The 16,067-nt window shown below is 58.0% G+C and carries 15 protein-coding genes and 1 tRNA gene; 2 read left to right on the top strand and 14 right to left on the bottom strand.

The features are described from left to right. The first annotated feature begins 549 nt into the window (after positions 1 to 549). On the top strand, positions 550 to 1,941 hold the full coding sequence (gabP, locus tag ACTWLJ_RS05380; RefSeq protein WP_445180128.1) for a GABA permease: 1,392 nt from the start codon (positions 550 to 552) through the stop codon (positions 1,939 to 1,941). Between the two features lie 326 nt (positions 1,942 to 2,267). Here the strand turns inward: gabP and ACTWLJ_RS05375 are convergent, their stop codons facing one another. From ACTWLJ_RS05375 to ACTWLJ_RS05360, 4 genes are all read right to left on the bottom strand, one after another. Next, positions 2,268 to 2,723: a hypothetical protein gene (locus ACTWLJ_RS05375; RefSeq protein ID WP_401219914.1), complete on the bottom strand. Its 456-nt coding sequence runs from the start codon at positions 2,721 to 2,723 to the stop codon at positions 2,268 to 2,270. Positions 2,724 to 2,729: 6 nt separating this feature from the next. Further along, positions 2,730 to 3,143, bottom strand: coding sequence for a hypothetical protein (locus tag ACTWLJ_RS05370; RefSeq protein WP_401219911.1), 414 nt, complete (start codon positions 3,141 to 3,143; stop codon positions 2,730 to 2,732). 29 nt (positions 3,144 to 3,172) lie between these two features. Then, positions 3,173 to 4,147, bottom strand: a complete 975-nt coding sequence (locus ACTWLJ_RS05365) for an alpha/beta hydrolase family protein (protein ID WP_445180127.1) — start codon at positions 4,145 to 4,147, stop codon at positions 3,173 to 3,175. 67 nt (positions 4,148 to 4,214) lie between these two features. Beyond that, a complete protein-coding gene (locus ACTWLJ_RS05360; RefSeq protein WP_445180126.1) occupies positions 4,215 to 5,273 on the bottom strand; it encodes a PDDEXK nuclease domain-containing protein in 1,059 nt (352 codons plus the stop codon). Between the two features lie 256 nt (positions 5,274 to 5,529). Here ACTWLJ_RS05360 and ACTWLJ_RS05355 point away from each other — a divergent pair, with 256 nt between their 5' ends. Next, the gene (locus ACTWLJ_RS05355) at positions 5,530 to 5,979 is read left to right on the top strand and encodes a carboxypeptidase regulatory-like domain-containing protein (RefSeq protein WP_445180125.1); all 450 of its coding nucleotides are present in this window, start codon (positions 5,530 to 5,532) and stop codon (positions 5,977 to 5,979) included. Here the strand turns inward: ACTWLJ_RS05355 and ACTWLJ_RS05350 are convergent. The 10 genes from ACTWLJ_RS05350 to ACTWLJ_RS05305 form a co-directional block, all read right to left on the bottom strand. Then, the gene (locus ACTWLJ_RS05350; RefSeq protein ID WP_445180124.1) at positions 5,976 to 6,323 is read right to left on the bottom strand and encodes a hypothetical protein; all 348 of its coding nucleotides are present in this window, start codon (positions 6,321 to 6,323) and stop codon (positions 5,976 to 5,978) included. The genes ACTWLJ_RS05355 and ACTWLJ_RS05350 overlap by 4 nt on opposite strands. A gap of 24 nt (positions 6,324 to 6,347) precedes the next feature. Then, positions 6,348 to 7,823 carry an aminotransferase-like domain-containing protein gene (locus ACTWLJ_RS05345; RefSeq protein WP_445180123.1) on the bottom strand — a complete coding sequence of 492 codons (1,476 nt, stop codon included), beginning with the start codon at positions 7,821 to 7,823 and terminating at the stop codon, positions 6,348 to 6,350. 29 nt (positions 7,824 to 7,852) lie between these two features. Further along, positions 7,853 to 9,277 (bottom strand): transporter, encoded by a 1,425-nt coding sequence (locus tag ACTWLJ_RS05340; protein ID WP_445180122.1) that lies wholly within the window; start codon positions 9,275 to 9,277, stop codon positions 7,853 to 7,855. 239 nt (positions 9,278 to 9,516) lie between these two features. Continuing rightward, on the bottom strand, positions 9,517 to 10,308 hold the full coding sequence (locus ACTWLJ_RS05335; RefSeq protein ID WP_401219884.1) for a TSUP family transporter: 792 nt from the start codon (positions 10,306 to 10,308) through the stop codon (positions 9,517 to 9,519). A gap of 67 nt (positions 10,309 to 10,375) precedes the next feature. After that, a complete protein-coding gene (locus tag ACTWLJ_RS05330) occupies positions 10,376 to 11,455 on the bottom strand; it encodes a hypothetical protein (RefSeq protein WP_445180121.1) in 1,080 nt (359 codons plus the stop codon). Positions 11,456 to 11,784: 329 nt separating this feature from the next. Further along, a tRNA-Phe gene (locus ACTWLJ_RS05325) sits at positions 11,785 to 11,860 on the bottom strand. 103 nt (positions 11,861 to 11,963) lie between these two features. Further along, on the bottom strand, positions 11,964 to 12,236 hold the full coding sequence (locus tag ACTWLJ_RS05320; RefSeq protein WP_401219879.1) for an oxidative damage protection protein: 273 nt from the start codon (positions 12,234 to 12,236) through the stop codon (positions 11,964 to 11,966). Then, complete coding sequence (gene mutY, locus ACTWLJ_RS05315) at positions 12,233 to 13,300, bottom strand: A/G-specific adenine glycosylase (RefSeq protein WP_445180120.1); 1,068 nt, start codon at positions 13,298 to 13,300, stop codon at positions 12,233 to 12,235. Before mutY ends, ACTWLJ_RS05320 begins: the two co-directional genes overlap by 4 nt. Continuing rightward, positions 13,297 to 15,522, bottom strand: a complete 2,226-nt coding sequence (locus tag ACTWLJ_RS05310; RefSeq protein WP_401219873.1) for an AsmA family protein — start codon at positions 15,520 to 15,522, stop codon at positions 13,297 to 13,299. The genes mutY and ACTWLJ_RS05310 overlap by 4 nt, the downstream gene beginning before the upstream one ends. 78 nt (positions 15,523 to 15,600) lie before the next feature. Then, positions 15,601 to 16,005: an acetyl-CoA sensor PanZ family protein gene (locus ACTWLJ_RS05305; protein WP_445180119.1), complete on the bottom strand. Its 405-nt coding sequence runs from the start codon at positions 16,003 to 16,005 to the stop codon at positions 15,601 to 15,603. Positions 16,006 to 16,067 lie beyond the last annotated feature (62 nt).

Genomic DNA, 16,067 nt, shown 5'->3' with positions numbered 1-16,067 from the left:
CGTTCCTCATATATGTTGCGCTCCTGCTGTTGGCTGGCCTTCCTGGCGAGGCGGCCAAGCTAGCATAGCGTTTCAATGGCAGCCAACAGCGCTGCGGGCGGTTAACGGGTGGCGTGTGGCAGGTTGTCGCATCGGCACAGCAGACTGTCGCCCCATCAACAACCGAACGGGTGTTTGAGTGTGGATTCCCGTGGGTGTCGCGTAAAAAAGGGCGCGATGTTGCCAGCTTTGGCGGGGTGTTGGAAGCGCTAACCGACCCAACGTACCTGAATCGCACTTTTATTGTGCATCCCACACTTTTTCAGTGTGTTTCTGGTGCGCTGATTCGTTTGAAAAGTGAGTCGCAGGGTAACGCTCTGGCGAATAGCCATTAATTCCAAGGACTTGCGATGACTGTCCGGTCGCGCGCAAAGCCGCGGGCCTGAACAAGTTGAAACATTTTGGCGCAATTATTGCGTGCAGAATCCGGAACGCCCTGTTGGTTTCTTTTTACGAGAAGGAAAACCAGACAGGTCGGACGTAATCGCTTTCCTCGCAAAGGTAGTTCCGATGAGCAGTACCCAAAGCTCCAATGGCCTCGAACAGGGGCTCAAACCGCGTCATGTGACCATGCTGTCGATCGCCGGTGTTATCGGCGCAGGTCTGTTCGTTGGCTCCGGCCATGCAATTGCTGCCGCAGGCCCAGCCGTGCTGTTGGCCTACGCCGCCGCCGGTACGCTGGTGGTGCTGGTGATGCGCATGCTCGGTGAGATGGCTGTCGCCTCGCCGGACACCGGTTCGTTCTCGACTTACGCCGACCGTGCCATCGGGCATTGGGCCGGTTTCACCATTGGCTGGTTGTACTGGTGGTTCTGGGTATTGGTGATTCCACTGGAAGCCAACGCCGCCGCGACCATTCTCCATGCATGGTTCCCGGGTGTGGGCATTTGGGCGTTCGCACTGATCATCACCATGTTGCTGACAGTGACCAACCTGTTCAGCGTGAAGAATTACGGTGAATTCGAATTCTGGTTCGCCCTGATCAAAGTATTGGCGATCATCGGCTTCATCGGGCTCGGTATCGCGGCAATCTTCGGCTTCCTGCCGAACAGCGAGGTCAGCGGCGTTTCGCATCTGTTCGACAGCGGCGGCTTCCTGCCAAACGGCATGGGCGCAGTGTTGGGCGCGATTCTGACCACGATGTTCTCGTTCATGGGCACCGAGATCGTGACCATCGCGGCCGCCGAATCGAAGAACCCCGGCAAGCAAATCTCCAAGGCCACCAACTCGGTGATCTGGCGGATCGGCTTGTTCTACCTCGTATCGATCTTCATCGTTGTGGCGCTGGTGCCATGGAACGATCCTACGCTGGCCAACCTCGGTTCCTACCAGACCGTGCTGGACCGTATGGGCATCCCTAACGCGAAAATGATTGTCGATATCGTGGTTCTGGTCGCTGTGACCAGTTGCCTGAACTCGGCCCTCTACACCTCGTCGCGCATGCTGTTCTCGCTGGGCAAACGCGGCGACGCACCGGCCATGTCGACGCGCACCAACAAAAGCGGCACGCCTTACTGGGCGGTAATGCTGTCCACCGGCGCAGCGTTCCTGTGCACATTCGCCAACTACGTGGCCCCGGCTGCGGTGTTCGAATTCCTGCTGGCCAGCTCCGGCGCCATCGCGCTGCTGGTGTACCTGGTGATCGCTTTCTCGCAACTGCGCATGCGTAAACAACGCATGGCACGCGGCGAGAAAATCGTCTTCAGCATGTGGCTGTTCCCCGGCCTGACCTACGCGGTGATCGCCTTCATCATCGCTGCCCTGACCATCATGCTGTTCCAGGAAGCCCACCGCGTGGAAATCCTCGCGACCGGCCTGCTGAGCCTGCTGGTGGTGGCTGCCGGTTTACTGGTGGCACGCCGCCGCAAACTGGAAAAGCGTGGTGCGGTGGTGTTGAACTGATCCGTAACATGTAATGCAAAAACGGCCGCTGTCAGTGATGACAAGCGGCCGTTTTTGTTTTTACTAGCGGTGACAGAATAATTGCCTGCTTCAGATCCAGAATCAGCTTTGCTCTCGCAGTAGCATAAAGTCTGAGCTGCATTGTTCTTCGCCGAACCATTCATCCCAAGTTGTTTCCTTGAGAGCGGTAGCAGGACCGCTTTCGAGTATTGAAGCCTGTACTGCGGCTGCCGGCTGTTCCTTGTTATCGCAAGGCCCGATCAGACAAGTTGTCTTCCTCACCTGACCTCCTTTTCTTAGCCATGCGTGAGCGCCAAGCGCAAAAGTTACTCGGCTTTTGGTTCGCTATCTTCTTCCAGCGACTTCCCGTAAGTATCCAGCGCAACCCCGAAGTCGGTGATGAACTGCGGCTCGCTCAGCCAGGCCTGGGCGGCTTCGATATCCATGCCGTCGGCCCACATGCGGTAGTCGATCAGCATGTCGGCGGCCAGGTGGGTGGCGGCCATGCCTTCGTTATCGGCGTTTTCCATGTCCAGCAGTTCAGGATGGTCAACGATGATGAACGCCAGCTCCCGCAGCAGTGTCAGCAGCATTTCGTTGCGGCTGACGGCTTCGGCGTCGCGCATTTTGCTGAACATCGCCAGGGTGTATTCCGGGATCGGCTCGGCGAGGTGGCCGAGGTCGTCGTCCTGATCCAGCGGCTTGCGACCGACCATGCGGATTTGTTTGGCTTTGGCCTTGGCGCGTTTGGCGCGTTTCTGTTGCTTGTTCAGGGATGCCATGGGAACTCAGTTCTTCTGTTGGGTTTGTGCGGCGATTGCGTCGGACGCGGCCACATAGTCGGCCTGGAAGGCCGCGGATTCGATCCAGGCGAGTGCGCCGGCTTCGTCGGTTTCTTTCGACCACTGGCGGTACTCGATCAGCGCGGCGAGGATGAAGTCCATCGCGCCTTCTTCGCCTTCCTGCTCGTAGACCAGTTCCAGCAGCGGGTCTTCGAGGAATGCCATGCACAGGGCTTGCTGGCTGATCTTTTCGGCGTCGATCATTTTCTTGAACAGTTCGGTCAGGTCCACCGATTCGAAGTCGATGCGATCATCGTTCGGGTCCAGCTCGACCGGCGCCTCGGCACGCTTGGTGCGGTTCTGCTTGGCCTTGGCTTTGGCGCGGGTGGCGCGTTTTTGCTGCTTGTTGGCGGAGGCCATGGTGTTGTTCCGTCGTGCGTGAAATGGGCTCAACTGCGCGGCACTTGCCGCCCGGGTGTGTCGGGGGCCAGTTCGCCGGTTTGCAGCCAGGTCAGAGCGATGGGCCATAGTGTGGCTTGGTATGCGCTACGAAAAAAGGCGAAATGTCCGACTTGTTGTTCGCCGATGTCCTGCGGCTCGATGCGCAGGTGGGTTTTCGCCGCGTTGCTGAAGTAGTCGAGCAGACGTTCGATGGCCGGAATCGTACCGTAAGGGTCGTCGCTGATGCTGATCGCCAGGGTCTGTGCGTGGACGTTGGCGAAGGGCAGTCGAACGTCTCGATTGTGGAGCGAGCGACCGCTTGGGCGCTGCTCGTAGCGGGCGGTCGGGGTGCTCCAGTCGCGCACGACGCCGGCTGGCGTATCTTCCAGCCAGCCGAGGCGCTTGCCGGGAAAGTAACCACAGATCAGCGTCACCAGCGGCATCAGCAGATGCCATTTGCCGAACATGCGCCAGCGATGCTCCGGCGCATAGTCATGCCAGTAGGCGAACTGCGCGCCGACCGTCACCAGCCGACGAATGACCTGCCCGGATTCTCCCAGCCCCGCCGCGCAACCGCCAAAACTATGCCCGACCACATCAATCGGCTGACCGGGAAACTCCCGTTGCACGCGTTTGAGCATTGCTTCGAAATCCTGCGCGCCCCAATCCGTCCATGAGGCGTTGAGCGCCTTCATCGAGCCGGGCCGGGATTCACCGATGCCGCGGTAGTCATAAATGATCACGTCAAAGCCGTTGGCGAACAGGTAGGCGGCGAAACGCGAATAATGACGGCAACGCACCGAAGTCGCGGCGTTGATGATCACCACGGCGCGCTGCGTATCGGGCAGGGCATGACGCCAGGTGAAACCGCCAAGGGCAAAGCCATCGGCTGCGAGTTCCTGGAAGGGTTCGTCCTGCGCTGCTGATGCCGTTGATGGTTTTAGTTGAATGCCTTCCAGTTCTGGCGTGTCCTGAAAACTCATGGCTCTCGACCTTCGCGGTTAGCTGCCAACGATAGTCCCAGCGCCGCTAGGGAACAATCCGCAGTTGTTATTCAGTGGATTGGGTGAGCATGCGTTCTTCGATCAAGGCCTGCTCTCGATTGAGTTCTGCGCGAAGCTCTTCTTCACTCGGCAGGATCGTCTTGTAACTGCTGGCGAACAGTTGCTCATTCCCCTTGAGCATCGAGTAACGGGCAACCGAATCGTTACTTTCGGCGCACAGAATAATGCCGACCGTTGGCTTGTCGCCCTCACTGCGCTTGAGTTCATCGTACATGCGTACATACATGTCCATTTGCCCGACATCGCGGGCGCTGAGACGGCCGCGTTTTAGATCAATGATCACGAAGCACTTGAGCAGGTAGTTGTAGAACACCAGATCGATGTACAGATCATCGTCATCGCTACTGATCCGTTGCTGGCGAGCGACAAAGGAAAAGCCTTTGCCGAGTTCAAGGAGAAAACCTTGCAGGTGATCGATCAAGGCTTGCTCAAGACCACTTTCCTTGACCTTGCCTGCTGAAGGCAGTCCGAGAAATTCGAGCATGACGGGGTCGCGAATGAACTCACGCGGACTGCATTTCATGGCTTCGATGTTGGTCGTTGCTTCCTCGATCACCCTGGCCTTGTCGCGACTCATGAGCAGTCGCTCGTAGTAGAGCGTATTGATCTGGCGATCAAGGGCGCGACTTGACCAGTTCAGCGTCGCGGTTTCGTCCATGTACCACTGACGAGCCTTTTCGCTTTGTACCCGTAACAGCCTGCGATAGTGGGTCCAGCTCAATTCGTGACGCAGTGCGTCACGAATTGGAAACGCTTGATAAAAAAGGCGCATATATCGGAGATTGGAGGCGTCAAAGCCCTTTCCGAACTGCCCGGTCAGTTCTTTCGCCAGCGTGGCCAGTAATTGTTTGCCATACCCCGCACGCTGGGCTCCCTGCTGTTCGAACTCGACAATATGCCGACCAATCTCCCAGCAAGTCTGGACTTGAATAGTATCGACCGCGCGCAGCACTTGTTGCCGTGCCTGGCGTATGAGCACGCCGAGGTTGCCCAGCAGTGAATCGATTTTCGGGTCTTGTTTATCGACAGAATCTAACTGGCTCATCGGTATTCCATGACAGGGGAAACGGAACACAGAGCATGCCAATAGATCATCGTGCTGGATGTCGGGTGTTACGGGTTATGTAGCAGGAAGACGGGATTGCTTTTGCAGGAAGTTGCCCGTGAATCGAGCGATGAATGCCGAGGTCTGTAGTCCATTTCGTACGCCGTCCAAGTTCCAATCATTCTAAAACCCGAGGCCAAAGCAAAAATCCAAAGAGAGTAACGATTGGGTTTTGCCAAACCCGGGAGTCGCCATCATGAAAACCACCCATTCACTCATGCTGTCTGTAACCGCCGTGTGTCTGCTGATGTGCCCTGTGATGTTGCAGGCCGCCAGCCTTGAACCGATTGACAGCGCCGGCGTGCAGGTCCAGCAGCAACAGCAAAACGGCATCAACTATCTGTCCGGCGGAATCGGCCTGGATGAGTCGAAAGCCATTCAGCAAACCACCGGTTACAACCTGCACATGACCTTCTCTGTCGGTACGGGCAACGAATACATTCCCGATGTCGATGTGGTCATCAGCAAAGCTCCGGGCCAGACCGTGTTTAATCTGAGTCAGGCCGGCCCACTGGTTTACGTGCAGTTGCCGCCCGGCAAGTACACCGTAACCGCCACCCGCGATGGCGTGACACGCCACGATACCGCCGACATCGGCAGCGGTGCCGCACGCAATCTGGTGTTCCACTGGAACGACAACAGCTAGCGCTTATTGGCGTTGCGTTTGGGGCTGGTCGCAGGTCTGCCGATTCGGGTCAGCCGATGCCACATCAAGCCTGCGGCCAGTAGCGCTGATGCGAAGAAACCTTCCCAGACAATATGAAACCAGTACATGCGCGGCTGGCCGGCAAGGGTGTAGACCTTGGCCGGTCCGCCACGGGTGGCGGTGGTGATCGAGTCGTGGATCAGCCCGTCGATCACCGAGTAACTCAGCAGTGCACCGGTAAAGATCAGGAACACGCTGATCATGATCGTCAGTCCCCTCGATAGCAGACTTTCCTGAGGCGCTGGCGGATGGGGCAGGCGGACGCGGGTTCTTTTCTGATTCATGTGCTCTGCAAGGTCCTTACGCGGTCAGCAACCCGCGAACTCTGCACTTTGCGCAGACAGCGTGAGCGTATCCGTAGATTTGCCTGCAAGGTGCGCGCACTCAGCAATCACTTTCAGAATCGCTATGACATCGGCAGACAAAGTCATCCCCAGGCAGATTCTCACTCCTGTGGTCGCATACCCATCGGCGAAAAAGATCCCGGTACCGGCCACGTGACAACCGCGTTCGATGGCCAGGCTTTCCAGCGCCGTCATGTCGGTGTGCAACGGCAATTCGATCCAGTGGATAAATCCGCCGCGTGGCGGAACATAAACTGTACCGACGGGGAAGTCGGTTTTGACCAGTGCCGCAAAAAAGCCGCCAATCGACGCCAGTTGTGTTCTCAACCGGTTGCAGTGTTCGTCCATGTAGCCGCGCCCGATAAATTCATTGAGCACATTTTGCGCAAGGCTGGAAACCGCCAGATTGCGCGAGAACATTTGCGCCAGAATCGCGTCCCGATACTTGCCGGCAACACACCAGCCAACGCGATAACCCGGGGCGACGGTTTTTGAGAAGGACGAACAGTAGATCGTCTGCCCGCTGGTGTCGTAGCTCTTGATGGCGCGTGGGCGTTCACCCTCCGGCACCAGATCGAAGAAGATATCGTCCTCGATAATCGGCACGTCAGCCTCGCGAGCGACCTGTGAAAGCCGGGCGCGAGTGGCATCGGGCATGATGAAACCGCGAGGGTTCTGCAGGGTTGGGTTGAGAAAGATCACCGAGACCTTTTTCAGTTTCAATGCCTCTTCGAGATGATCGACATCGATGCCATGTTCGCCATGGGTACGAATCGGCAAGGCGCGCATGCCGAGGCGCTCGATGGTCTGCAAAATTCCGTAGTAGGTGGGCGTCTCGATAGCGACAGTTGCACCCTTTGGCGCGATGGCTTCTAGCGCCAGTTCCAGCGCGATGGTGTCACCCGACGTCACCAGGACATCGTCCGGCCCGCAGACCACGCCGCGCGTCAGCATCAGCCCGGCAATTCGTCGGCGCAGTGCCGGCAAGCCGGGCGGCGCCACCAGTGCGGTCAACGAGTTGTCGGTTTTGCTGGTCAGCGCGGCGAGGCACTTGTTCAGGAGGACGTGTGGAGTGAGTTCGCTCTGCAGGACGGCGGAATTCAACGAGGCGGTCTTCCGCGAAGCCGCTTGGGCGAGCATCGTGACCACGGCGTGATTGACGTTGACGGTGACACTGGAAAAGTCAAAACCGCTGGCGGTTTTTGGCTGCCCCGATGCAGTGACGAAATAGCCGACGCGGGGGATGGTCGAGACATAGGCATCGGCCTCCAGATCAGCCAGAGCGTGTTGCACGGTGGTGATGCTGGCTTCGAACATTCGGCTCATGGCGCGAATCGACGGCAGCTTCGATCCGGCTGGCCACTCTCCACTGGCGATCTGACGAACAATCCAGTCCTTGACGATTCGCCAGCGCTTATCGGGAATATCAAACCTGTCCATAAGTTCTCTGAGGCATTCCGGGAAACAATTCAGAGAAAGTAAAGTAAAGCGCCCCCCGTTGCAGCAACAATGACGATGTTGAGGAAAACCAGGCTGAAGGCGAATCGAATCAGGCTGTGCTCTTCCTGACGGTTGGCACCCGCCAGCCCGGTAATCAGCGACAGAATCGATAACGATCCCAGCGCGCCATGTCCGGCAGCGCTGTTGACCATCGCGGCAAGCCACGCGCCGTGCTCCGAGGTCAGCGCTGCGATGGACGGCATGACGAGGGTGTTGCCGCCGACGTTCGACCCGGTGACGTAACCGGCGATACCCGCCAGCAAGGCAATCGTCGGCGCCAGTGAAATCCCAGACAGCGATTGCAGCGTGTGCTGCGCCTCAACCAGAAAACCTGCTTTGACCATGACCTGCGAAAGCAGCAGGAACAGAAAAATCGTCGTCACCGGAAATTTGGCTCGTTTGAACAACGAGGCCCATGGAAATCCTGCGGTCGCGCCTTGCTTGACCGACATCAGCAAAGTGACGATCAGTAGAGCCAATCCCGGGGATGCCAGCGGCTTCCAGGAAACATGCTCGCCTTTGATGACCCACAGTCCATCCCAGCCCGACAGCAAAAATATCCCGCGTGATGCAACGATGACGCCCAGCAACGACAGATACGGCCACGCCGCACTCGGCCAGCGCACCAGTTTTTTGCGCTGTGCACAGGAGATCCCCAAACCTGCGCAGGCAACCGCCAGGCCGGCCAGCACACCGGAGACTTCAGGCCCGATCCACAGGTTGATGGAAAACAGCACCGCAACGAATAGCGCAGTGACCAACAGCAGTCCGAGCCAAGGGGTGACGGTGCGAATGCCTGCCTGCCACATGGCGATGGCGGCAAGGCAAAGGAACACCGGCGCACTGATCAGCGCCGAATGGCTGCCAAGAGTTTCAGCGGGTATGTGCGCCAGCAGCGAGCCGATCACGGTCGCCAGACCCAGGGTTCCCCATGGCATGATGACCATGCCGGCCAGGGCGATTTTCATCCCGGCCTGGCGGCTGAACAAACCCATCAGCAGCGGCACGGTGGCGATCAGCGAAACACCAAATCCGGTCATTGCCTCAAGCAACGGAGCCAGACCCAGCACGATGAAAATCACCTGCGCCGGCGGTGTCCAGCCAAGCTCCTTGACCCAGGCGCCAATCGCCTGAGGCGCGCCACCGCGCTCCACCAGAATGACGAAGGCCAGTCCCGGCACAATCACGCAAGCGGTGCTGAGAAACAGGATCATGGTGTCGTGAAAGATCGCCGACGAGATAGCAGCGGTCAGCGCACCAGCGGCGCCTGCAGTCCACAACAGAAATACCAGCGCAACGCCCGACAGCGCAGCTTGTACCGGAGGCCGGCGCATCACGAGAATCAGCGCGATCACCAGACCGATGGGTGACATTTGCAACAAGAGCGCAGCCATACCAATGTTTTCCTTAACTGACCGTGAGTCTGTCCGCAGGAGGGATGCTGCAATGCTGGCTAAGTTTTCGGTGCGGGGAGAGATACAGAATTGGCGAGTTTTTCAGTACGCCTGACAGGACGTGCGCCCATGCGACATGAGAAGCGAGGGCACTTGCCAATCGATGAGCAAATCGAAGGCATAGAAAACCCTGAACCTTGCGGTTCAGGGTTTTCAGTATTTGGCTGGAGGTTTGATGCTCAAGACAAGGCCAATGTCTGCAGGATCGCAATGCGTAAAGGATTGGTTTCCACACTCAGCAACTTGATCGCCAATGCGCAGCAGACCACGATCAACATCGGCTTTATCAACCGCGGCCCGACCCTGACTGCCGCTCGTGCGCCCAATTGGGCACCGACAAACGCCGCCAAAGCCATGGCTATGGCTACCGGCCAGATAATCACGCCCTTGGTGATGAAGACCGCCAGTGAGCCGAGGTTGCATGATGCGTTGGCCAGTTTGGTGAAGCTCATGGCCCGCATCATGCCCAAACCGCAGAGCAGAACGAATCCGACGAGGAAGAACGATCCCACCCCCGGACCAAATACGCCGTCATAAAAGCCCAGGATCGGCGCAACGGTGAATGAAAAAAGCAGTATGCCGATTCGCTTGCGGCGGCCTTCATTGGCAAGTTTTGGAGACAGCGCAAAATAGACCGCCACCAGAATCAGCATGATAGGTACGCAGACTTCCATGTAGCGCTTATCTATAGAACTGACCAGCAACGCTCCGCTGGCACCGCCAATAAATCCGCAGATAACCAGGAAGCGGCCCTCACGCCACTCGATCAGTCCTTTGCGAGCAAAGGTGACGGTTGCTGAAATAGTTGCCGAGGCGGCCTGGAACTTGTTCGTTGCAATGGCACTGATCGGATCTACACCCGCAAGAAACAAGGCCGGCAAGGTAATCAACCCTCCACCACCGGCAATCGCATCAAAAAAACCGGCGCAAAAAGCGACGAGCGCCAGCATGCCAATGATGTCCCAAGACATTGAAATTCCTTTTCTGGTGATTGGCCAATTACATGGCGAATTGATCGGCAGCCTGAACGCTTGTGACTCAGCCTTGCAGCAGTAACGGGTCATCCGAAAGAACAATGGATGAGGAGAATTTTGAAATTCCGAAAATGCGAACGAGGACTCGTCGATTGTCCTGGATGACATCGCGGCAGTGCAAAGCGCGGATGTTGTTAATGACCATGGCCGATTCCTGAGTCAACGCGTAGGCGAACGGAGTGGCTTTTTCCAGACTTCGGCAAAGGGCGGTATAAGCGGTTTTTACAATCGGCGAGACGTTGCTATCGACTGAAAAACGGTACGAGTTAAACCGTGCTGCGAACCCCACCTTGTCGTCGAATTGCAGAATCGAAACGTGACGGCCATCTTCCCCTTTGCCGCTGACAAAGGAGTCACTTCGAGTGAACTGGAAGTTATCCGTGGTTAAGGCGAGGCAATTGGCGACGCCAATTTTTTCGAGTATGGGAGGTAGCGGGATGACCCGTGTAGGTTCAAGAGTCGGATTCCACAAGGCTGAAAGTATCAGCGACGATGGGGAGGGCGAACGCCCGCCTTTCGCGTTGACCGCACACCAGTAAGGCGCCTCGGTATGCGGCCCAAGAGCCAGGCCGGAGTGGGAACTCAGTTCTTTGAGATCTGGCTCGGCATTGATTTTGTTGAGCCCGCCACCCTTGAAGTTGGCGACCAGTCTGACCAGTTTCCCCTCGTTGTCCATGTCATAGGCAAAAGCCTCGTTATCCACCAGTTTCAACAGGATCTGATTACGTGCAGCCAGGCAAAGCACGTCGTGACGATTTTCCAGCAACGCCAGTTCTGGCAGTTGATTCGGGGGGCTGGAGTCGGTGATCTTTTGCAGCCGTTCAAAAATCAACGCGCAAAATAGTCCATCGGAGTAGGCGTCCAGTATTTCGCGTTGGTGCTTCGAAAACGAGAGTCCTAATTCAGTGGCGGCCATGCAGGCTCTGGATTTGGTCCCGGGTGCTTGCGGCCCGCCCATGTTTGCCAGTTCTTCGGCGAGCTTGTGAAGCAATATTGACTGTCGAGTTTCAAACTCGAACGTTCTGATTTCCTGTTCGATACAAACCCCGGTGGCTTCGACACTGGTTTTGAAGGCATCAATCACTGGTTACATCCCTGTTGTGGATCGGCTCCGAGTCATGCGGTAGCCCTGTGTCCGATTCTGCCCAATCCACTGGTCGGCGTATGTCATCCCTTTCTGCTAAAGCGTAAGGAGCGATCCCAGAGGTGTGACAGACTTTTGCGGAGACGATAACCAGCGCTTGTAGGATCTTTGACCTGGAGGCTGTCAGGCGTTACTGGCAATTGTTGGGGGGCGAAGGGAGAGGGGGAGGGAAGGGGGGTTTTTCGGTGCTTCGCTGGTACGAAACAGCGCCTGGTTAAATCGCAGGCATAAAAAAACCCTGAATCTTGCGATTCAGGGTTTTCGGTATTTGGTGCCCAGAGACGGAATCGAACCGCCGACACGGGGATTTTCAATCCCCTGCTCTACCGACTGAGCTATCTGGGCAACGGGGCGCATTAAAAGGGTTTTTCGGATTTACGTCAACGACTTTTTTAAAATTTCTTAAATTAATTCCGTCGCTTACGATCCGACCCCCGATTTCTCGGGATTATTCCGCTGGCGGAACGTAGCCTTCAGCCTGGGCGTATTCCTCGCCGGAGAAGTACTTGTCCATTTCGCCCTGCAGAAATTTACGATCTTCGCCGTTCATCATGTTCAGGCGTTTTTCGTTGATCAGCAGGGTCTGGTGCTTTTGCCAGTCTGCCCAGGCCTTGGCCGAGATGTGTTCGAAGATGTCCTGGCCTTTAGGGCCAGGGTATGGAGCGCGCTCCAGGCCTTCGAGTTGTTCTTTGTACTTGCGGCACATTACGGTGCGGGTCATGGCGATACTCCTGCATTCAATACGGCGGCCGCGCGTTCGAGCAAGGTCTTGACCGGGGCGGCGAGGCCCAGGCGCGGCGGGGTGGCGAGGTTATACCAGAGCCAGTCGGCCTCGGCCACGTGGTGGCTGGCCTCCTGTACCTGAACCAGCCAGGGTTCGATGGACAACTGAAAATGGCTGAACGTGTGGACGAGGGTTGGCAGTGCTTGCTGCTCGCCCATCGCCAGCGAGTGCTGATCGGCGAGATGTTGCAGGTCGTCGAGGTCGTCGAGTTCCGGCAGGCTCCATAAACCGCCCCATAGGCCGCTGGACGGGCGGCGATAAAGCAAGATCGCGCCGTCACCGTTGGCCAGCATTGGCATCAGCGTGCGTTTCTGCGGGATGGCTTTGCGCGGCTTGGGGATCGGGTAACGCGTCTCCAGCCCGAGCATGTGCGCTTCGCAGCCCTTTTCCAGCGGACACAGCAGGCAACTCGGCTTGCTGCGCGTACACAGCGTGGCGCCCAGATCCATCATTGCCTGGGTGTAGGCGTTGACTCGGTCATGCGGCGTAAAGCGCTCTGCGTTGGCCCACAGCTGTTTGGCGACCTTGGGTTCGCCGGGGTAGCCCTCTTGCGCGGTAAAGCGCGCCAGCACGCGTTTGACGTTACCGTCGAGGATCGGCGCACGCAGGCCCATGCTGATGCTCGCGATGGCGCCAGCGGTGGACAGGCCGATGCCCGGCAGATCAACCAGTTTTTCCACATCACGCGGAAACTCGCCGTCGTACTGGCTGACGACAATCTTCGCGGTCTTCTGCAAATTGCGCGCTCGGGTGTAGTAACCCAGACCTGTCCACAGGTGCAGCACTTCGTCTTCCGGCGCCTCGGCCAGCGCTTCGACCGTCGGCAGTGCGGCCATGAACCGGTCGAAATAGTTGAGCACGGTGCTGACCTGGGTCTGCTGCAACATGATTTCCGAGACCCACACCCGATACGGGTTGATGCCCTGCTGCCAGGGCAGATCGTGGCGGCCATGGCGGTCGAACCATTCCAGCACCGCCGTTGAAAACTGCTCCGCTCTCATCGTTTGAACAGACCTTTCAATGCGTTTTTCAATTCCGGGCTGACCTTGTCGCCGAGTTTCTCGTCGATTTTTTCACTGAGTTTGTCGCCGGCCAGTTTGGTTGCGACCTGGCCCATGCGTTCGTTGTCCAGACGGCAAGCCTTGGCGCCCAGTTCCAGCGGGCCACGGCAGCGCAGCGGCCACTCGATGCCGACGAACTTGTCGCCGACCTGACAGGCCGGGTCCGGCATGGCGCCGGTATCGCCTTCGACGATGATGCCGACGCGGTAATCCATGCCCAGCACTTTTAGGTCGATGTCGCCGTCACCGTTCACCGTCATGCCCGGGATACGCACCTTCAGGTCAGGGTTGCTGGCCACGCCGTTGCGGAAGGTCAGGTTGCCCTTGAGCTCCTGGAACGGCGTGTCCTTGCCTCGCGGTTCGCCGCTAAGGGTCTTGCGATTAAGGGTGGCGATGCCTTTGCACAGTTGCTGCTCAAGGTTGGCGTTGAGCAACACGCCGTTGTTGATCACGAAACTGGCGTTACCGTTGAGGGTGTCGATCAGCGCCTGCTGGCTGTTGCCGCTGCCGGTGACATTGCTGGTGAGTGTCACCAGACCTTTGACCGGTGGGTTCTTGCCTTGGCTTTCGAGGATTTTCTCCACCGGCACCCGGTTGATTTTTGTCTGCAGGTTCAGCACTGGCGCGCTCGGGCGTACATCCAGCGTGCCCTTGGCTTCGAAACCGCCGTTGTACAGCTCGCCGCTCAGATTGCTCAGGGTCAGCAGGCCGCCCTGGCCGGTGGCCTTGAGTGCGGCGTTCTGGATCGGCAACTTGTCGAGAGTCAACTGGCCGAACGTCAGGTCAGCGTCGACATCAAGTTTGGCCAGGCGCTCGACCGGCAACAGGCGCTCGGTGCTCCAGGCACTTTTGCTCGGTTTGTCCGGCAGCGGCGTACTGCCAGCGCCGGCCATGGCATCGGCCTCGGTGCTGGCGACTTCAGCCTGACGCGCTTGTGTGGCGTTGGCGTTCTGCGCGGATTTCGGCGGCAAGTAGCGGTCGACGTTGAAAGTGTCAGCCTTGAGGATCGCGCGCAGCGATTGCTTGGCGAAGTCTTCCACGGCGATGCGACCACTGAAGCTGCTGTCGTCGAGTTTCAGATTGATGTTGTCCAGCGCCAGGCTGCTCGGCGTGGCCGAAATGCGGCTGACCAGTTCGACTTTGCTCAGGCTGCCTTCGGCCATGGCCGGCAGTTTCTGGCCGATGCTGTCGACGAATTTCGCCAGATCGAACTGCGCGATGGAAATCCCGCCGCTGATCTGTGGCGTCTTGTCGAGGTCGTTGGCCTTCAATTCACCGAGGGCGCGCAACTGGTTGGCGGAGATCTTGATCCCGGTCCATTCGGCGACGTTCGCTGCCTTGTCCAGCGCTATCTGGCCCTGGGCGGAGAAGGTCATGGTCTTGCCTTGCAGCGGGTCGCCGGTCAATTCGCCGGACAGCTTCATGTCTTCGAACTTGTAGCGTTGCAGGGCGCGTTCAATGCGCAGTTCGCCGGTCAGTTCGGTGCGAACCCGCAACACAGGCTGATTGGTGCTGAGGAACGCAGTGGCTTTCAATGGAATATTGGTCGAATCGTGTATCGCACCGCTGCTCAGCTGGATGCTTTCGGCGCTGAACTGCTTGCCGGTCTTCTCGTCGTTGTATTCAACGCGGGCGTTGTTGACAGTCAGGCTGTCGATGTCGAGGCGGATTGGCTGCGGCGGTTTCTCCGGCTGCGGGGTGGCCTCTGCAACAGGTTCGCTGGCAGGCGGCGTGCTGCCAGCCGGAGCGGCAGGTGTCGGCAACTTGCCGATGTCTTCCCAGTTGCCGTGACCGTCCTTGTCGCGATTGAGGCGCAGGTTCAGGCCTTCGACGCGCACGTCGCTCATCTGTACCTCACGGCGCAGCAGCGGCAACACGCGCACGGACAGGCCGAGCATCTGCAGATCGGCGAACGGTTCGTCAGGCTTGATCAGCGTCGCAACGCTGGCCTCGTGCAGTTCGAGGCCGAGCCACGGGAACAGGCTCCAGCCGATATCGCCATTGAGCGTCAGCTCGATGTGGGCCTTGTCGCGGGCTATCTGGCGGATCTCGTCTTTGTAGTCGTTGGGATCGAAGAGGTGGGTCAGGGCGAAGCCCGCCGCCACAATGATCAGCAACAGCCCGAGGAGTACCAGACCCAGGATTTTGCCGAACGCTTTCATGGGCGAGTCCTTGTAGTTAGTCGAATTCGTAATTTAGCCGGGGAGTATAGCGCTGCATTTGCCCGGTTCGGTGTGGGTTCATGTTGCCACTATGTCCAGCGCCACATTCAATTTGGCGGCCAGCGCTTGTGCCTCAAGGTGCCCGGCAGGCGCTTGCAGGCGTAGTTCGGCACCCGCTTGCGACGCCATTTTTTGCGCTTGGTTCACCAAACGCTCGGCAACACCACGGCGTCGGGTAACTTTTCGCACACACAAATGTGACAAGTACCAAACGCTGCCGTGCCTTTGCAAACGCCCTGCGCCGAGCAGGCGGTCATTGAAACGTCCGGTAATCAATGAGCTGTCGGCCAGCGCGCTTTCGATCAGGTCCGACTCCCCGGCAAAGGGCGCGAACAACCATTCGGGCGCATCGCGATAGATTTTCTGCAAATCCTGCTGATCCTGATAACTCGGATTTTCAAGCGTCTGAACAATAACCGGCATGAATTTTCCTCTCGAGGCGCTTTATGCAGGAGCAGCGTTCCGCAGCTCCTGCACGTTAGGAG

The sequence above is a fragment of the Pseudomonas sp. McL0111 genome (assembly GCF_052567255.1).
This window is presented reverse-complemented; position numbering and strand designations above follow the sequence as displayed.